The 20,091-nt window shown below is 33.1% G+C and carries 13 protein-coding genes; 9 read left to right on the top strand and 4 right to left on the bottom strand.

The features are described 5' to 3' along the window. Positions 1–95: 95 nt before the first annotated feature. From KK2020170_RS08235 to KK2020170_RS08210, 6 genes are all read left to right on the top strand, one after another. Positions 96–842, top strand: coding sequence for a hypothetical protein (locus KK2020170_RS08235; RefSeq protein WP_221257857.1), 747 nt, complete (start codon positions 96–98; stop codon positions 840–842). Between the two features lie 4 nt (positions 843–846). Next, positions 847–1,623: a hypothetical protein gene (locus KK2020170_RS08230; protein ID WP_221257856.1), complete on the top strand. Its 777-nt coding sequence runs from the start codon at positions 847–849 to the stop codon at positions 1,621–1,623. Between the two features lie 41 nt (positions 1,624–1,664). Beyond that, positions 1,665–2,921 carry an OmpA family protein gene (locus KK2020170_RS08225; RefSeq protein ID WP_221257855.1) on the top strand — a complete coding sequence of 419 codons (1,257 nt, stop codon included), beginning with the start codon at positions 1,665–1,667 and terminating at the stop codon, positions 2,919–2,921. 6 nt (positions 2,922–2,927) lie between these two features. Continuing rightward, a complete protein-coding gene (locus KK2020170_RS08220) occupies positions 2,928–4,043 on the top strand; it encodes a hypothetical protein (RefSeq protein WP_221257854.1) in 1,116 nt (371 codons plus the stop codon). 148 nt (positions 4,044–4,191) lie between these two features. Then, a complete protein-coding gene (locus tag KK2020170_RS08215; protein ID WP_221257853.1) occupies positions 4,192–4,653 on the top strand; it encodes a hypothetical protein in 462 nt (153 codons plus the stop codon). Positions 4,654–4,693: 40 nt separating this feature from the next. After that, positions 4,694–5,356, top strand: coding sequence for a hypothetical protein (locus KK2020170_RS08210; RefSeq protein WP_221257852.1), 663 nt, complete (start codon positions 4,694–4,696; stop codon positions 5,354–5,356). A gap of 769 nt (positions 5,357–6,125) precedes the next feature. On the opposite strand, the gene KK2020170_RS08205 is transcribed toward KK2020170_RS08210, so the two are convergent. Then, positions 6,126–8,753: a valine--tRNA ligase gene (locus tag KK2020170_RS08205; protein WP_221257851.1), complete on the bottom strand. Its 2,628-nt coding sequence runs from the start codon at positions 8,751–8,753 to the stop codon at positions 6,126–6,128. Positions 8,754–9,061: 308 nt separating this feature from the next. Between KK2020170_RS08205 and KK2020170_RS08200 the strand changes: the two genes are divergently transcribed. Then, a complete protein-coding gene (locus KK2020170_RS08200; RefSeq protein WP_221260015.1) occupies positions 9,062–9,448 on the top strand; it encodes a DUF1573 domain-containing protein in 387 nt (128 codons plus the stop codon). 30 nt (positions 9,449–9,478) lie between these two features. Here the strand turns inward: KK2020170_RS08200 and KK2020170_RS08195 are convergent, their stop codons facing one another. Continuing rightward, entirely contained in the window at positions 9,479–10,804 is a 1,326-nt protein-coding gene (locus tag KK2020170_RS08195; protein WP_221257850.1) for a PDZ domain-containing protein, read from the bottom strand. 127 nt (positions 10,805–10,931) lie between these two features. Here KK2020170_RS08195 and KK2020170_RS08190 point away from each other — a divergent pair, with 127 nt between their 5' ends. After that, a complete protein-coding gene (locus KK2020170_RS08190; RefSeq protein ID WP_221257849.1) occupies positions 10,932–12,122 on the top strand; it encodes a pyridoxal phosphate-dependent aminotransferase in 1,191 nt (396 codons plus the stop codon). A gap of 67 nt (positions 12,123–12,189) precedes the next feature. Here the strand turns inward: KK2020170_RS08190 and KK2020170_RS08185 are convergent, their stop codons facing one another. Both KK2020170_RS08185 and KK2020170_RS08180 read right to left on the bottom strand, forming a co-directional pair. Beyond that, the gene (locus KK2020170_RS08185; RefSeq protein WP_221257848.1) at positions 12,190–18,693 is read right to left on the bottom strand and encodes a T9SS type B sorting domain-containing protein; all 6,504 of its coding nucleotides are present in this window, start codon (positions 18,691–18,693) and stop codon (positions 12,190–12,192) included. A gap of 8 nt (positions 18,694–18,701) precedes the next feature. Next, positions 18,702–19,097, bottom strand: a complete 396-nt coding sequence (locus tag KK2020170_RS08180; RefSeq protein ID WP_221257847.1) for a hypothetical protein — start codon at positions 19,095–19,097, stop codon at positions 18,702–18,704. Between the two features lie 199 nt (positions 19,098–19,296). On the opposite strand from KK2020170_RS08180, the gene folE reads away from it, so the two are divergent. Beyond that, a complete protein-coding gene (folE, locus tag KK2020170_RS08175; RefSeq protein WP_221257846.1) occupies positions 19,297–19,968 on the top strand; it encodes a GTP cyclohydrolase I FolE in 672 nt (223 codons plus the stop codon). Positions 19,969–20,091: the final 123 nt, after the last annotated feature.

Below are 20,091 nucleotides of genomic sequence, written 5' to 3'. Positions count from 1 at the left end.
CTCAACATTAATCACCTTAAAAAAGGCGATTATGAACTAAACATTATTCACAAAAACAAAATCATTAAAAAAACAAAATTTAAAAAATGACAATTATGAAAACAATCAAATCTCTTCTTACATTGTGTATTCTTACATTACTTTTTTCATGTAGCAATGATGATAATAAAAAAGGTAATTTTCCAACAAACATTGAGTTTACAGATTACAATAATAGTGTAAATGATAAAACTATAACTTTTAGCTACAATAATGACAATTTAATATCTCAAATCGTTTTAGTTGACAATCAAGGTACTAAAACAAAGGAATATTCATATACAAATGGTAGAATTACAAGTGTTACTAATTCAGGCTTTTTATCTGGACCAGATGTACGAACATTTAGCTACAATTCTAGCGGTATATTAACATCAATTACTGATGAAACTGATGGTTCAACTGAAACTTTTACAATAAATTATAATGCAACAACAAATACTTACAGTATTGTAGATGGCGGTGACACCAGTTCTGTTCAATTGGATAATACAAATAACGCCACTGTTTATTCTAGTACTTTTTATACTTCTGATTTAACTATAACTCTTGATGGAACTGAAAAGGGAATTTTTGAACATGTCTCTCCTCAAATTGCTTTACAATTTGATTTAGCGTTATTTAATAATGGTCATTTGTTTTATTTCTTCAGTCAAAAACAAATCAATCATTTTGCTTTTGGAGTTCAAGATTTTGATGTAGTAAACAATAGAGATACCAACGGAAATATAACTTCTGTTATCTACAATTTTGTTGGAGGCGGAAGCCAAATAGATATTACCTATCAATCAAGAAATTTATAAAATCATGAAAAATTATATTCTAAAATCCAGCCTTTTATTTATAAGTATTTTGATGATGAGTTGTAGTAAAGACGATGACAAAAAAACGATGCTACTTCCAACACAAGTTGAAATTGAATTTCCAACCGCAACGGCATCTTATCAAACATTAGACATTACCTATAACAATCAGCTTTTAATTGAAACAGTAACAAGAACATTTTCAAATAATTCGCAAATTATTTATACCTGTAATTATAATTCGCAAAACCAACTTACAAATCTAAGAATTGAAGAACCTTCTACAGGTGATGATCGCAATTATCAGGCAGAATACACCAACGGATTTTTATCCAAAATAATTGCCGTTTCAACTAGTGGAAATACCGAGTATAACATCGATTATAATAGCGTTACCAATACTTATAAATATAATTTCCCTTACACATGGAAGTTTGATTCAGGTAATAATTTAGAATATTATTATTTTTCTAGTACTACTGCTTTTGAAGTTACTTATGAAGATGGAAAAGCTTTCAATTATTTTATGAATTCACAACCTGTTTTAGCGATTATGGATTCATATTTTGCAGAAAACTTCTATCAAGATTTATTTTTCCTGAGTCAAAAACCAATTACCATGACGCGTTATGAAGATCTAATTTCATCCGACATAATTGAGCATCATTACAATAATAGCTACGATGCTAATAATAATTTAATCACTAGTGAAATACGCTATAATACCGACGTTAATCCGTCTATGATTAAAAATGTAACCTATCAAGAAATCTCTTATTAAGAAATCAACTTTAAACTAATTCATTATTAAAATCTGATAACATGAAAACAAAATATCTATTTACCATCATCGCTTTATTAAGTTTCAGTTTTTCACAAGCGCAACTATTAGATAAACTAAAAAAGAAAGCTGAAAGAGCAGCTGAACGCACCGTTGAAAAACGTGTAGAAAAAGAAACCGAAAAGAAAACAGATGAAGCTTTAGACGAAGTTTTTGAGGAAAAGTCTACTAAAAAAGAGAAAAAATCTTCAAAAAAGAAATCAAATGAAGAAGGTTCAACAAGTAATTCTGGAAATGAAATTGTAACTGGAAGCAGTTTTTTCCCTAATGGACAAGTGCTATTTTCTGATAATTTCAAACAGGATGCTTACGGTGATTTTCCTGTAAATTGGAATACTAATTCGGGTGGAGAAATCATAAAAGTAAATGGCGAAAAAGCCTTCAAATTGAATCCAAGTGGAACTTACATCGCTAAAACTTCTAAATTACCAGAAAATTATGCATTAGAATTTGATTTAGTTACTGAAAACTTAGACTACAAAGGACTTTCGGGTTCCAATTTCGGATTGATCTTTTCTAATGAATCTACGCTAAGTAAACCTAAAAATGGTGGGAAATTTGGATTTTCATTGTGGAAAGGCTCCAACATTTGCAATCAAATAAATGTTCAAAATTGGGGTAAAACAAACGGAAAAATCGACAACAACATTCCGTTTAAAATGCAAGAAAAATTCAATACAACTACGCATTTTACAATTGTGGTAAACAAAACAAGATTACGCGTTTATATAGATAACGAAAAAGCTATCGATTTACCTTCGTTTTTGAGTAACAACTTTGGAAATTATATTCAATTTTACTTAAAAGGAACCGATCCAAAAGAAAAACACATTGTGGCTATATCAAATGTAAAAATTACGGAAGAAGGAGAAGACATTCGTTCGATGTTATTAAAAGGTGGATTTTCAACAACTAAAATTCTATTCGATTCAGGTTCAGATAAACTAAAAAAAGAATCGTATGCGTTTTTAGATAAAATGGCTAAAGTATTACAAGACGACATCACTATCCGATTAAACATTATTGGACATACCGATAGTGATGGCGATGCTGTTAAAAACATGACGCTTTCAAAATCGAGAGCAGCAGCGGTAATGAATTATTTTATTGATAGTAAAGGTTTAAACAAATCGCGTTTTATGTATCAAGGAAGAGGTGAAAACGAACCTGTTGCCGATAATACTTCTGCTGAAGGAAAAGCACAAAATAGACGCGTAGAATTTCAAACTTTAAAATAGTAACACATGAAACTAGGCGTAAAAATAGCGATTGGATTGGCTTCTGTAACCGCATTAGGAATGGTTACAGGAGTTATTCCTAATCCGTTTGATGTGAATTTAAATAATGATGTGCCCCTTCATTTACAACACGAAATGAAAGTTTCTTGGCATTTTGCTGGAAAACCGCAAGATATTCCCATTTTAGATCAAGGAACTCCTTTTGACGATTCGAAATACATTGATTTAAAACCAAGTATTCAAGCGAATCCTTTACAAGTAAACGGAATCTTTAAGTTTAATTATGAAATTGAGCAATTCTCAAAATTAGGCGAACATTCGGGAACATTCCGATATAAAGTGAATAGTAATGACAACTCAATGTATGTTCATGGGGTTGATATTACGAATAATCCTTTGTTTCTACCTCTAAAAAATAATCCGTATTTACAGCAATACAAAATTGATTTTTTAATTCGAAATGCAAAAGGCGATTGGTTAGTGTATGTAACCAATTCACAACAAGGAAAAATATGTATTGAAGCGCCTTCAGGAATGAACTTTTCGGAAGTAATTACTGAAACACATTTGAAAAATTTAGAAGTTTTAAATTCTACCAAAGCAAATTCTAATTATACGTATAACAATAACAATTTAGAACCGTATACGGGTAAATTTATTAACGAAAAAGGCGTAGAAAAAACCATTACCTTTTGGTTTGCCAAGCAAGAAGCACAAATTCCTACTGCAGTTCCTATTATGGGATTTGGTGTTGGAATCTTTAAAAATGTGTTAGAGAAAAAACAACAATTTTTAGCCGTAACCGAAATCGATAACAATGTTTTAAAATTAATTGATTTACAAACTATTGACAAATGGGGAATTAACACCAATGATTATAAAGTCATTAAAATGGATTACCATTTACCAAGTGGTCAAAACCGAGTGGATAATATTGTAAGTTGGTTGAAAGACAAACAAAACGAAATTTCGATGCTCAGAGAAAAACGCAAAAAATGTCCGCCACACCAATCAGGTTCAGCTTGTAGGAAAGAATATGAACGACAAATAAAAGAAGTCCAAAAAGAAATAGAAATGAGAGCGGAAGAATTAGCGGGTAGTATGATGATACCAATTCAATAAAAAAATCCCGAGCATTAGCTTGGGATTTTTTTGTTTATAAAATTTCATTGAAACTAATGTGGTGTTTTATAATTTACACAATTTTTTAATATATTTGAAAACGTTAGTTTATAGCTCATATAAACAGGTTGTAGTGCATTAAAACAAAATGGGATATTTAGCCGACATATACGTGATTAAAAAGACTCGGTCGAAAAAATTAGCAGATGATTTTTTGAATCATTTTCTACCAAACAGAAAAGAAAGTTCGAGTGAATATTTGATTCCTGAATACTCTGATAATCCGACTCACGAATTTGAAAATACTGATGAGTTAATGTCTTTTCTTGAGAAAAATGAAAATTACCCAAATAGAATTTATTGGAGAAATACTGACGAGAAAAACTTGAATAAACACGGAATGATTTTTTACAATGAAGATGGAACAATGATTTTCGGAATTTCAAGAAATGCTGAAATGAGTGGAAATTTGAATACTGAAAACGAAGACCAATGTCTGATTGAAATGAAAAAATATTTTGACACAAATCTTGGATATGTTCAGTATGAAAATCCACCAGCGGACAGCTATGAAGAATTTGTTGAAATCGTAAATAATTTAGAAAAATAACGCACTACAACAATGGTTGTAGGTAATTTAAAAATAAATCGTGAAAAAAATATTAATACTTATCTGTTCGTTGTTTGGACTTATTTCCAACAGCCAAAATCAAACTAGAAAAATCCTAATAGAAAATAGAGAGATTGAATGGGAATTAGTTGATAGTTTGTTAAAAAAACAAATTAAAAACAAAGTTTCTATACAGAATGGAATAAATGAAATAAAAAAACTCTTAAATTTTGATAATAAAAACCTGATAACAGAATCTGAACTTGAAAAACTTATTAATGAATTTAATAGTTTTACCAAAAAAGTTCTTAAAGAAAATTATTTACCCAATGATATTAAAGGTCTTTATTTTGGGATTTTTACATCTATTGATAATAACAAAGAATACATTACAATTTATTTAAGCGGTTCAATAATATCACCAATGGAAGATTCTGAAGATTGGAATGTTGAACCTATTTATCTCCCAAAAATGTATATGATTCCAAGTTATTTTGAAATAATAAAATCTTCAAATGTTGAACTAAACGGTGAATTAGAAGTTTTAATATACAATGGTATTTTAAACTTAATAATTTTAGAAAATATAGAAACTTATAAAGAAAATATAATCAAGTCTTCAAATGAAATTTACATTGGCTGTGGATTTGATTCTGGCGAGACCTATATTTTAGGAAAATTGACACAACAAGGATTAAAATAAACAACCTACAACAGCGATTACAAGTAACGGCTAGATCAGGAATATTCCGAAAATTGTTTCATCAGTTCGCAGTTTGTGCTCGAGGCTACTAATTTTCTAAATTTTGTCTATTTTTGGTTTGGCTTAGTTGTGGCTTACGTCACTTTCTTTAGTCACACAACGTTAAAGAAATTTTCATGAACATCATCTTCAAATGAATAGTATTAGTAAAACTGAAAAGATTCTAGCTATTTTTCAACTTCTGTTTTCAGTGGCAGTATTTTGCATAATAACTACTACTCTATACCATTATATAGTTGAACTAAAAAAAATGTTAGGTGATAATGTCTCTTACTGGAAACTAGTTAAAAACTATCATTTCAGTTTCGTTGTTTCATCCTTAGCATTCGCCGCTGCAGTTCTAATATTGAAGCGAAATATTTATGGCTGGTTGCTTGGTATCATTTCTTGGTTGATATATACTTTGACGCTTTCGATTGTTCTCTTCAATACAATTTCGAAAAATCAAATCGACAATTTTTACTTACTCTTTGGAGTTATAGTATTATTAATAGCGTCGATTACTTTCTCGATTTTTCTATTTATTCAACTTAGAAAAAATCATGAACTCAGTTTGAGTCATTATATAATCTCAGGATCAATTTTATTTTTATTACTTGTTGATTATTTGATTATCAAATAGAAATTACCTTTAACAATGGCTACTCACAATATTAAAACAAAAAATCCCGAATTAAAATCGGGATTTTTTTTAATACTTATTAAAATACTATTTTAAACTTGCTAAACTTTGTTCTAAAGTGGCAATTTTCGCTAAAGCATCGGCTTCTTTTTTGCGTTCGTTTGCAATTACTTGCTCTGGTGCTCCGCTAACAAATTTTTCATTTGAAAGTTTCCCTTGCACTGAGCGTAAGAATCCTTGTGTGTATTTTAATTCTTCTTCTAATTTAGCGATTTCAGCATCTAAATCAACATTTCCTCCTACTGGAATAAAATATTCATTCGATTTTACACGATACGATAACGCGCCGTTTACTTTTTCATCAACATAAACTAAATCTACTACGTTACCTAATTTCATAATCACTGAATCGAAATGCGTTGAAGCTTTTTCATTGTTCACCACTTTCAATTCAATAGTTTCTTTGAACGAAATGTTTTTATCTTTTCGAATCGTTCTAATTCCAGAAATAACTTCGGTAGCAAAATCGAAATCAGCAATTAATTTTTCATCAAAAGATTTCATTTCTGGCCAAGAAGCAACAATTAAAGCTTCTTCCGGAGTTCTTTCTGCAATATGTTGCCAAATTTCCTCTGTTAAGAATGGCATAAACGGATGCAACAACTTCAAATTTGCTTCTAACATTTCGATAGCTTTATCGAAAGTTGTTCTATCAATTGGTTGTTGGTAACCCGGTTTAATCATTTCTAAGAACCACGAACAGAAATCGTCCCAAACCAATTTATAAATGGCCATTAACGCATCAGAAATTCTATATTTCTCGAAGTTGTCTTCAATTTCAGCTAAAGTCTTTTGAAGCTTAGCTTCGTACCATTCGATTGCTACTTTTGAAGATTCTGGTTGTGCAATGTTAGCAACTTCCCAACCTTTAATCAAACGGAAAGCATTCCAAATTTTATTAGAGAATCCTTTTCCTTGATTACATAATTCTTCATCAAATAAGATATCGTTTCCTGCAGAAGCACTTAATAATAATCCTACTCGAACACCATCAGCTCCAAATTTTTCAATTAAACCAAGTGGTTCTGGTGAATTTCCTAACGATTTAGACATTTTACGTCCTTGTTTATCACGCACTAAACCTGTTAAGTATACATTTGAAAATGGTTTTTCTCCTGTGTATTCATAACCTGCAATAATCATACGCGCCACCCAGAAGAATAAAATATCTGGTCCTGTAACTAAATCATTTGTAGGATAGTAATATTTGAATTCCTCATTTTCAGGATCCATCATTCCACCAAAAACCGATATTGGCCATAACCAAGAGGAGAACCATGTATCAAGCGCATCAGGGTCCTGACGCAAGTGTTCAGCTGACAGTGCTGAGTTTCCAGTTTTTTCTTTTGCTAATGCTAAAGCATCTTCAATATTCTCAGCAACTACGAAATCTTCTTTTCCATCGCCATAATAATAAGCCGGAATTTGTTGTCCCCACCATAACTGACGCGAAATATTCCAATCGCGGATATTGTTTAACCAATGCGCATACGTATTATTAAAACGAGATGGATGTAATTTAATGTCATCCGACTCTAAAACCGCTTTGATAGCTGGTTTTACCAACTCGTCCATTTTCAAGAACCATTGATCCGATAATCTTGGTTCGATTACCGCTTTTGTTCTTTCAGAAGTTCCAACGTTATTTACGTGCGTTTCTACTTTTGCTAAAGCGTCAATAGTTTCTAATTCTTTCTCGATTTCCTTACGAACATCAAAACGGTCTTTACCTTCGTAATGTAAACCAAACGAATTTAAAGTAGCGTCTTCGTTGAAAATATCGATGATTTCTAAACCGTGTTTATCTCCTAACGTTTTATCATTCACATCGTGAGCAGGCGTAACTTTTAAACATCCTGTACCAAATTCCATATCAACATATTCATCGAAAATAATAGGAATTACTCGGTTACAAATAGGAACAATGGCTTTTTTACCTTTTAAATGGAAATAACGTTCGTCTTCAGGATGAATACAAATTGCAGTGTCACCTAAAATAGTTTCAGGACGAGTGGTAGCAATCGTTACAAACTCATTACTTCCTTCAATTTGGTATTTTAAGTGGTATAATTTTCCTTGTCTTTCTTCGTAAATAACTTCTTCATCAGACAACGTTGTTTTTGCTTCTGGATCCCAGTTTACCATACGGTAACCGCGATAAATCATGCCTTTGTTGTATAAATCAACAAACGATTTGATTACTGAAGCACTCATGTCTTCGTCCATAGTAAACTTGGTTCTGTCCCAATCGCAAGAACAACCTAATTGTTTTAATTGCTCTAAGATAGTTCCACCATATTTTTCAGTCCAATCGAAAGCGTGTTTTAAAAACTCTTCACGAGATAAATCGGATTTATTTATTCCTTCCGATTTTAATTTAGCTACAACTTTTGCTTCAGTTGCAATCGAAGCGTGATCCGTTCCCGGAACCCAACAAGCGTTGAATCCTTTTAAACGCGCACGACGAATTAATACATCTTGAATAGTATTGTTTAACATGTGTCCCATGTGTAACACTCCTGTTACGTTTGGTGGCGGAATTACAATTGTATATGGTGTTCTATGGTCGGGCGTTGAATGGAAATACTTGTTTTTCATCCAATAGTCGTACCATTTCTTTTCTACTTGTTTGGCATCAAATTGAGCTGGAATCATTTTATGTTAGATGTTAGATATTAGATGTTAGATGTTTTAAACTCTAAATTCTAAAATATTATTAATTTGTTTACAAAAGTTAAATAGTTTACCGCTTAGCCCCGATAGAACAAGCACCGTGTGCAAGTGATAGCGGGAATAAGGTTTACAAATACAAACTGCAGACTCGCTGCGAAAAACTATTTTGGTACACTTTTTGTAAATTTTATGCAAAAGTAACGATATATGCCAAAATAAAAAAAGTTAAATTGCTTGTTAAACGTATTTAAAGTATATATTTTTACGATAACCTATTAATTTTAAAAATGATGAAAAAATTACTTAGTGTTTTTATATTTTTAGTTGGATTCTTTGCATTTGCTCAAGATGGCCCGAAAATTGAGTTTAAAACCGAAACCATTAATTATGGTGAAGTTGTTAAAGGAGAAGATGATGGTGTTCGCGAGTTTGTTTTTACAAATACTGGTGATGCGCCTCTAATTATTAAAGATGTAAAATCAAGTTGTGGTTGTACAGTTCCTACAAAACCTGCTGAACCCATATTACCTGGAAAAAGTGATAAAATTATTGTAAAATATAATATGAATCCTGGCCCGATTAGTAAAACAATAACGGTTGAAACTAATGCAACAAATAAACCTAATGGTGTAATTCCATTACGAATAAAAGGAACGGTGATAAAGAAAGATAAATAAAAAAAGCGCTCAACTTGAGCGCTTTTTTTGTTATAATATTTTTTCAAGATAAAATTCAAACTCTAAAATTTCACCTTCTCGTTCCACTTCTAATTTTATTTTTTTACCTTCTTCAGATTGAAATAAATCATTTATCTTTTGTAGTGTAAACGAATATGCGTTCTTGTTATTTATAGAAACAATTTTATCTCCTTCTCGAACACCAGCTAAATAAGCGGGAGAATTTTCTCTTACAGAATAAATATTATATATATTTTTTAATTTAAAACTATGTGCATTTTTTAAATCTGAATTATTATATACATATTCAAGTGCATCAACATTATTGTAAACAGAGCTTTCATTGGTTCGTTTAACTTCTTTAACCCATTCAACACCATCGTGTTGAACTTCAATTCCTGACATATTATAATTAAACGGGTCATTAAAATTTGAGTTCTTTTTGTAAAAAAATAATGAATTTTGATAATCCAAAAACCAATCGAACCTTTTTATTATTTCTCCTCCCAAAGAACCATTTCTATTTTTAAAAAGTTCCAAACTTTTTACAGATATACTATCAGGGTAAGAGACTAATGCGTCTTTTAAATTAAATGTATCAATATAAAGTTCTTCAACTCTTGATTTTTTTCCATTAATATCTCCACCTAAACCTTTACCTAATACATCATTAAAAAATTTATTTGAAGATTCAATTGTATCATTTTCAAATAGCCATAACCCATCACTTAGTCCTGTGTCAAATAAAAGGTTAAACTCACTTACCTTACTATTATTAGATATTTTTAAATTTATATAGGGTTTATATTGAATCAAGTCAATTTTTTTTGATTTATATCGTTTATTTATTTTAGAAGTTCTTTTTTTATAAATAACAATTTTTTTACTTGAATATTTTATCTCTAAAAGATAATCTTTAAAAAAAGAAGAGCCTATAATTCCATTAATTGGAACTCCTAATTTATTTATTAGTCCAATATTTTGATTAGTAATCAATAAAATTTCAAAATTAGAGTCTACTAAGCTTTCATTTTTAATTGTGAACTTGTTATCTGAAGATATTACAGCTTCTAAACTTTCTCCGTAACCCAGCCCCTTTACCTTAATCAACTTAGGACTATAAAACTCTATACTATCATTTTCTGGAAAACTAAATAATAAATTTCTTTCGGAACCTGTATCTAGAATCATTTTAAGATCAACTTCATTTATAACTACATCAACAATTATTAAATTATCGGTTAATTCAAAAGGTATTACAATTTTATCTTTATTTGAATTCCAATTTAGTTGAGAGAAGGATAAAGTAACCCAAAATAAAAAAAACAACACTCTTATGTGTAAAATTGTTATCATTTTAAAAGTTTGTACTTAAATGTAGGAAATTTTATCAAATTATTGATTTCATTTAACATTTTTAAAACATTTATTTTTTCCATTTATTTAAAAAAGTGCAATTTTGTACTTTCAAACAAACTTGATTATGCCAAAAATTTCCAAAAAAGGGTTAGCAATGCCCGAATCACCAATTAGAAAACTTGTTCCGTTTGCTGAAGGAGCAAAAAAGAAAGGTCATAAAGTTTATCATTTAAATATTGGTCAACCAGATATTAAAACTCCTGAATCAGCAATTAGTGCTGTAAAAAATGCAAATATTGAGGTTTTAGAGTATTCACACTCCGCAGGATTTGAAAGTTATAGAAACAAGCTTTCAGAATATTATAAAAATCATGGTTTACCAATAGACAATCAAGATATTATTATTACAACTGGAGGCTCAGAAGCATTACTGTTTGCTATGGGAAGTACAATGGATACAGATGATGAAATTATTATTCCTGAACCCTTTTATGCAAATTATAATGGATTTTCTACTGCTTCTGGGGTAAAAGTTGTTCCTGTAATGTCATCAATTGAAGATGGCTTTGCTTTACCTCCAATCGAGGCATTTGAAAAGCTTATTACTGCTAAAACAAAAGCTATTTTAATTTGTAACCCCGGAAACCCAACAGGATATTTATATTCTCAAGAGGAGATTCTAAAGCTTGCTGAAATTGTGAAAAAGCATGATTTATTTCTAATTGCTGATGAAGTATATCGTGAGTTTACTTATGATGGTTTTAAACACTATTCAGTAATGAACGTTCCGGGAATTGAAGAAAATGCAATTATGATTGATTCTGTCTCGAAAAGATATAGTATGTGTGGTGCAAGAATTGGGTGTATTGTTTCTAAAAATAAAGAAGTTATGGCTACAGCCATGAAGTTTGCACAAGCACGTTTAAGTCCGCCAACTTATGCTCAAATTGCCAGTGAAGCTGCTTTAGAAACTCCTCAATCGTATTTTGATGAGGTTATTACTGAATATAAAGACCGTAGAGATACTTTAGTTAACGAACTAAATAAAATTCCAGGTGTTAAAGTTGCAGTACCTAAAGGAGCCTTCTATTGTATTGCTAAATTACCCGTAAAAAATGCAGATGATTTTGCACAATGGTTATTAGAAAATTTTAATTATAATGGCGAAACTGTAATGGTTGCACCAGCAGCTGGATTTTATTCGACTCCTGGTGTTGGTCTAGATGAAGTTAGAATTGCTTATGTTTTAAAGAAAGAAGACTTAATAAAATCAGTTCAGGTTTTAAAAGAAGCTTTATCAGTTTACAAGGGATAATTTTTAAAATTAATAAAAAAATCCCCACTTAAATAGTGGGGATTTTTTTTTGGATAAATTCTGTTTATTATCTTTTCATTGCGAAGTGTGCCTTAAACTCTTTAGCTACTCCGTTTTCTAAATATTCTAAACTAAACCAGTAATCTGTCGATGGTAATTGCTCACCATTATACGTTCCATCCCAACCCGGTCCTACTGTACTTAATTGCTTGATTAACTTACCGTATCTATCAAAAATGTACAACTTCGCCTCTGGTTGGTTTAAACCTATTATATTCCATGTATCATTATATCCATCTCCATTTGGTGTAAAGAAGTTTGGATAATCTATCACCAATACTGTCTCTTGTAAATAAGTACACCCTTGTGAATCGATAACCGTAATAACATGTTCTCCTGCACTTACTCCTGTAAACACATTCGATTCTTGGAATGCTCCACCATCTATCTGATACAATAACATACCATTTCCTCCTGTTACCGTAACAACAACTGTTGCGTTATCACTAAATGCATCAGTTACCGTTGTGATAAAACTTGTCGCTGGATTGGTCTCTATTACACTTACTGTGTTTGAAGTACCCTCACATGAAGTGTCCGTTGAACTTAAATCTCTTACCACTACATAATAACTACCCGCTACAGCTACCTCTAAACTTGGAACTCCTGTTATTGCAATAGGATTAACTGGATCTGATGACTCATACCATGTATACTGATAATTTGTCCCTGGTAATCCTTCAACTGTTAACCAATACGTTTGGAAAACTGTTCCTATATCATTAACACATATCGCACCATCTGTTAAAACCGGTTGTGGATTAGGATTTACATAAACCGTAAAGTCTCTATACTCTCCATCACATCCATTTAATGTAGCCCAAATGCGGTAAACCACATAACCTTGAACATAGGAATCTGTTAATGTTAAAACATCCTCTATTAATAATGGCTCCGGTAATGGTCCGCCTGAACTATATCCCGTTACATTATAATAATCTACAACATCATATATCAATTCTGTCCCCGCTACAAATGGATCTGAAGTGATACTCATCGGCGTAGCTTCTCCATCACATATGTAATATTCTGGTAATCCGTTTGGAACTCCCGGAATAGGATTAACAGTAATTACTTCACTCACTACTGTCGCTCCTGGACATCCATCTCTATAAGGTGTAAAATCAACTTCTATTGTTCCTGATAATCCAGGTGTAGAGTTCTCTAATACTAACATTAATGTACCTGTAGTTATCGTTCCACTTGTAACGCCTCCCACAACAGTAACTCCGGTATTATTTATTACCGACCAATCGTAAGTCGTTCCTCCTAAATTACTCGTTACAGTAAAAGTAACTTCATTGCCTGAACAAATCGTATTCTGATCTACTGAAACAGAACTTATAACCGGATTTGGATTGATTCGAACTGGTACTTGTATCGCATCTCCTGAACAGCCATTAGCAAAAGGGGTAATTGTTATCGTAATATCGCCTATCTGATCCGAATTTATTAATGATAAAACTTGATCTAATGTACTTTGATCTCCATTACTAGGATAAGTAACATTATTGCTAGAAGCCGTATACGTTAAGGTAGTACCCGCTACATTACTTGTCCAGTCTACATGTAAAAACTCTCCATCACATAAAGTTATTGGCAATGGATTATTTATTGATAATACAGGTTTTTCAATAATAGTTACTGTAGCTGTTGTTGGTATTGCACATTGTCCAGCATCAGGAGTGAAAGTATACATCATTGTTTGTGTATTATCAAAAGCTGGAGACCAACTTCCTGTAATACCATTTGTTGATGTTGTCGGTAATGAATATCCACTTCCTTCACAAATATCTGGCATTGGATCAAAAGTCGGTAATACTCCATTTGTTATTTCAATACTACCGCTTTCCATATCACTCGAACAACCTCCTGTTGTAGTAACTGAATAATTATATACGCCAACTAAATCTGTAGGCGTTCCTGAAATAGTAACTATATTACCGTTGATGGTGTAAGTTATACCTGCTGGTAAACCTGCAACAATAACTCCAGTGGCTCCATTAGATAATTCATACTCTATAGTTGAGATAGCTGTACCTTGACATAACTCTTGATCTGTTGTTGTAATATCAGTCATTAAAGTTATTTCAGCATCAGGATTGACTGTAATTGTAACCACACTCGTATCATCTATACATGGCGCTACGCCTGTTAGTGTATACTCAAATGTTGAAGTCGTTGCTCCAGGTGCTGGTGTATACGTTCCTGCTACTGCATCAAATACTCCTCCTGTTCCTGAAGTTTGTGTCCAAACACCTCCTGCTTGCTCACCTGATATTAAAGCATATAAATCAATCACTGCTGTATCACTCTCACAAACTGTGATAGCCCCATCTAATCCTGCATCGGGCTGTGCGTTAATGTTTATCGTAACTACGCTTGTATCATCTATACATGGCGCTACACCTGTTAGTGTATATTCAAATGTTGATGTCGTTGCCCCTGAAGCTGGCGTATAAGTTCCTGCTGCTGCATCGAACACTCCTCCTGTTCCTGAGGTCTGTGTCCAAACTCCTCCTGTTTGCGCTCCTGTAAGTAAAGCAAATAAATTAATTGTTGTTGTATCGTTATCACAAACTGTTGTGTTTCCGTCTAATCCAGCATCGGGTTGTGCATTTATTGTTATAGTAGCTACACTTACATCGTCAATACAAGGCGCTACTCCTGTTAGTGTATATTCAAATGTAGATGATGTTGCTCCAGGTGCTGGTGTGTACGTTCCTGCTACTGCATCAAATACTCCGCCTGTTCCTGATGTTTGTGTCCAAACGCCACCTGATTGTTCTCCTGTGATTAACGAGAATAAATCAATAACATTCGTATCGTTATCACAAACTGTTGTTGCTCCATCTAACCCTGCATCAGGTTGTGCGTTGATATTTATCGTCACTACGCTTGTATCATCTATACACGGTGCTACACCTGTTAGAGTATACTCAAATGTAGATGTCGTTGCTCCTGAAGCTGGAGTATAAGTTCCTGCTGCTGCATTAAATACTCCACCTGTTCCTGAGGTCTGTGTCCAAACTCCTCCTGTTTGCGCTCCTGTAAGTAAAGTAAATAAATCAACTGTTGTTGTATCATTATCACAAACCGTTGTGTTTCCGTCTAATCCTGCGTCGGGTTGTGCTGTAATAGTAACTGTTACTATACTTGTATCATCAACACATGGTGCTACTCCTGTTAGTGTATATTCAAATGTTGATGTCGTTGCCCCTGAGGCTGGTGTATAAGTTCCTGCTGCTGCATCAAATACTCCTCCTGTTCCTGATGTCTGTGTCCAAACGCCACCTGTTTGCGCTCCTGTAAGTAAAGCAAATAAATCTATTGTTGTTGTATCACTATCACAAACCGATGTTGAACCATCTAATCCCGCATCAGGTTGTGCATTTATTGTTATAGTAGCTACACTTACATCATCAACACAAGGCGCTACTCCTGTTAGTGTATATTCAAATGTAGATGTTGTTGCTCCTGGTGCTGGTGTGTACGTTCCTGCTACTGCATTAAATACTCCACCAGTTCCTGAGGTCTGTGTCCAAACTCCTCCTGATTGTTCTCCTGTGATTAACGAGAATAAATCAATAACATTCGTATCGTTATCACATATGGTAACTCCGCCATCTAACCCTGCATCAGGTTGTGCGTTGATGTTTACGGTAACCACACTCATATCATCTACACATGGTGCTACACCTGTTAGTGTGTATTCAAATGTTGATGTCGTCGCTCCAGGTGCTGGTGTATATGTTCCTGCTGCTGCATTAAACACTCCACCTGTTCCTGAAGTCTGTGTCCAAACTCCACCTGTTTGCGCTCCTGTAAGTAAAGCAAATAAATCAACTGCTGCTGTATCGTTATCACAAATCGTTGTATTTCCGTCTAATCCAGCATCGGGTTGTGCATTTATTGTTATAGTAGCTACACTTACATCATCAATACATGGTGCTACTCCTGTTAGTGTATATTCAAATGTTGATGTCGTTGCCCCTGAAGCTGGCGTATAAGTTCCTGCTGCTGCATCAAACGTCCCACCAGTACCTGAAGTTTGTGTCCAAACGCCACCTGTTTGTTCTCCTGTGATTAACGAGAATAAATCAATAACATTCGTATCGTTATCACATATGGTAACTCCGCCATCTAACCCTGCATCAGGTTGTGCGTTGATGTTTACGGTAACCACACTCATATCATCTACACATGGTGCTACACCTGTTAGTGTGTATTCAAAAGTAGATGTAGTTGCTCCTGAAGCTGGTGTATAAGTTCCTGCTGCTGCATTAAACACTCCACCTGTTCCTGAAGTCTGTGTCCAAACTCCTCCTGTTTGCGCTCCTGTAAGTAAAGCAAACAAATCTATGGCTGTTGTATCACTATCACAAACTGTGGTAGCCCCATCTAATCCCGCGTCGGGTTGCGCATTAATTGTAACAGTTATAGCTGCTGATGCAATGGTACATCCTGGAATATCTATCGTATATGTATAAACACCTGCTGTGTCTACTGCCGGATCAAAAACTCCTGTTCCACTTGCTAAGGCTGGCGACCAAGTCCCGCCTAAATCTGGTGAACCTAATAATACTGTAAATAAATCTACAGAAGAACTAGTGCTACATAATGTTATTGAATTATCATTACCTGCATCTGGTGTTGCTGTAATAGTAACTGTAACTACACTCACATCATCCACACACGGTGGCGTACCTGTAATAGTATACTCAAATGTAGAAGTCGTGGCGCCTAACGCTGGTGTATACGTTCCTGCCCCAGCATTAAATGTACCTCCTGTTCCAGAAGTTTGGGTCCAAGTTCCACCTGTTTGTGCTCCTGTAAGCAATGAAAATAAATCTATTGCTGTTGAACTACTCTCACACGTTGTGGTAGCGCCATCTGTACCAGCATTTGCTTGAGGTACTATTGTTATTGTTGCAACACTCACATCATCTGGACATGGTGCAGCTCCAGTAATCGTATATTCAAAAGTTGAAGTCGTTGCTCCTAAAGCCGGTGTATATGTCCCAGCAGTAGCATCAAAAGTACCTCCTACACCTGATGTTTGTGTCCAAACACCACCTGTTTGTTCTCCTGATATTAATGCATACAAATCAATAACATTAGTGTCATTATCACATACTGTAGTGTTTCCATCTAACCCTGCATCTGAAGGCTCATTTACTACAATAGTAATATCGTGTGTTATGTTTGTTGCACAACCAACTGTAGAAATGGTTACAGCAAAACTACCCGTTTGAGTAGGTGTACCCGATACAGTATAAGTCCCAGCATTATAAACTCCAGTCACTCCTGTTGGAAATGAACCACTTGTAACAACAACATCTGTCGCATCTCCTCCTGCAGTGAAGATAATATCATCAAGTGCATCTGTTAAACAAATTGTTTGAGCATCTGAAGAAACAGCAGAAGTTAGTGTTAAACTACACGGTGATGCGCAATCTATTATCAATTGTAAAATCTCATCAACATTATAACATGTAGGATTACCATTATTCTCTACACGAATAAAAATATCTGTAAAACCTGGAGTATAACTCGTAGGTGTTGCTATATAATTAGAACTCCCTGTAAAAGCATCATTTATATCCTCATAAAAATAAACAACATAATCCGCTGGATTTGCAGGTGATAATAATCCCGGTATAATTGACGTTAAATCAAAAGGAGCACATCCAGAAATCGGAGGTGGTGAATTTAATATCGGCTCGGAATCGAATAAAATTTCAATGTCATCTGTGGCTACATCTGAACAACCTGGACGAATAACTTCTACTGTCCAAGTACCTTCTTGGTTAGCAGTATATTGATTAGTCGTAGTTGTTCCTTGTAAAACCCCACCTAAATACCATGAATAAGTAGGTGTACCAACAGTTGTAGGAGCTTGATTAAATTCAGCAGTCATCGTGTAACTCGTAATGGTTGAATTACAAAACTGTTGATCTGGACCTAAGTCTACACCACAAACTATTTCACAACTCAATGAACCTGTACCTCCTGTTTGATTAATCGTATAAGAACCAGGTTGTTGACCATAATTAGTAACCAGTAATATATAATACTGACCTGCAGTAGCACCAGGAATATTTATTGTCTCAGTAGCAGAACCAGAATAACTACAATCTACTACATTATTTGGACCAGTATAGCCTGCAGAATATCCATATAAATTGTCACAATAATTATTTAATGAAGTAAATGGCCCCCATAAGGCAAAGTCAACATCTGGATTTCCTGATGATACAGTTTGTACTAAAGTAAAATCCATAGAACCAGAAACTCCTACTTGCATATAAAACCATGCCGGATAAGGAGTTGAAAACAAGCAGTTTACCGTTCCATAACCTGATGAATTTCCACCAGGCGTGGTATTGTTAGTATTATTATAAGGACCACCTTGCCCAGAACAAATAGCCGAAGCACTTTCACAAGTAGGAGATTGTGAAAACAACAACACTGAGCTAAATAATAATAATGTAAGTAAAATTTTTTTCATCTCAATAGTTAAAGGTTTACGAAAGTATAAAATGACCAATCAGATTTTTTTTCATGAGTTTTTTTTGAACCAACTCTATATTTAAAACACTTTGCTTTTAATTTTAAGTGACTAATAATCAAATTATCTTCTAATAATTTATTTTTATTATCTATAACAATTTCGAATCCTTCATTTAACATTTCAGCTTCAAGTCTATTCCAACAATCTTGAATAGGAATAATTTCAATAAAAAAATGATCATTTGATTTATTAAATTCAGAAAAATCCCATTTCATCTCAACTAGTAAATCATTTTTGGATTGTTTTTCATTAAGAGATATAAAGTCTAATAAAGACTTTTCTTCCTGAGAAAAACCAAAAAGAGTTGACATTAGTAATAAGAGTAGTAAATACTTTTTCATTTTGTTAATTTATTTTTGTTTTGGTTTAGTATAATCAACAAATTTAACAATAAAATAAAATTAGACGGCTCTTTTCTTAATAATTAACATTTATAACAATATCTGTTATTTTATTACATTTTTATTATTTTACAAAGGCATCACATTTTTAAAGTTTATTAATTATCTTTGCATCTTCAAAAATTGCAAGAATTATACTATGAGTCATAACGAGGATTTACACGAAGAATTAGGTAATAATCATATCGCAACTAGTGCTGAAACTCCTTTACGTTCAGATGCTTTTGATTTAACTGATGACGAAAAGATTGAGTCTATAAAGAAAGACGTAGAAAATATTTTAAATACTTTAGGTTTAGATTTAACTGACGATAGTTTAAAAGGAACTCCTAATCGTGTTGCAAAAATGTTTGTTAAAGATATTTTTGGAGGGCTTCATCCTGATAAAAAACCGGGTTCATCTACATTTGATAACAAATACAAATATGGTGAAATGCTAGTTGAAAAAAACATTGTTGTTTATTCTACTTGTGAGCACCATTTATTACCCATTATTGGTCGTGCGCATGTTGCTTACATTTCAAATGGTACTGTTGTAGGTCTTTCTAAAATGAATAGAATAGTTGATTATTATGCTAAAAGACCTCAAGTACAAGAACGTTTGACAATACAAATTGTTCAAGAATTACAAAAAGTTTTAGGTACTGAAGATGTAGCATGTGTTATGGATGCCAAACATTTATGTGTTAATTCAAGAGGAATTAAAGACATTGAAAGTAGTACAGTTACTGCTGAATTTGGCGGAAAATTTAAAGAAGAAAAAGTACGTAGAGAATTTTTAGATTATATAAAATTGGAAACTCAATTTTAGTTTAAATCTAATTGTTAAAGTAAAATATTATTCTTAAAGAAAATTAGCCCTGATTGAAGCGACATCCTTTTTTGTTCTCGACTTCGCTCGAACTGACAAAAAAGATATAGCGGAAAGCAGGAA

Origin of the sequence: Flavobacterium okayamense (assembly GCF_019702945.1) — a bacterium.
Taxonomy (GTDB): domain Bacteria; phylum Bacteroidota; class Bacteroidia; order Flavobacteriales; family Flavobacteriaceae; genus Flavobacterium; species Flavobacterium okayamense.
This window is presented reverse-complemented; position numbering and strand designations above follow the sequence as displayed.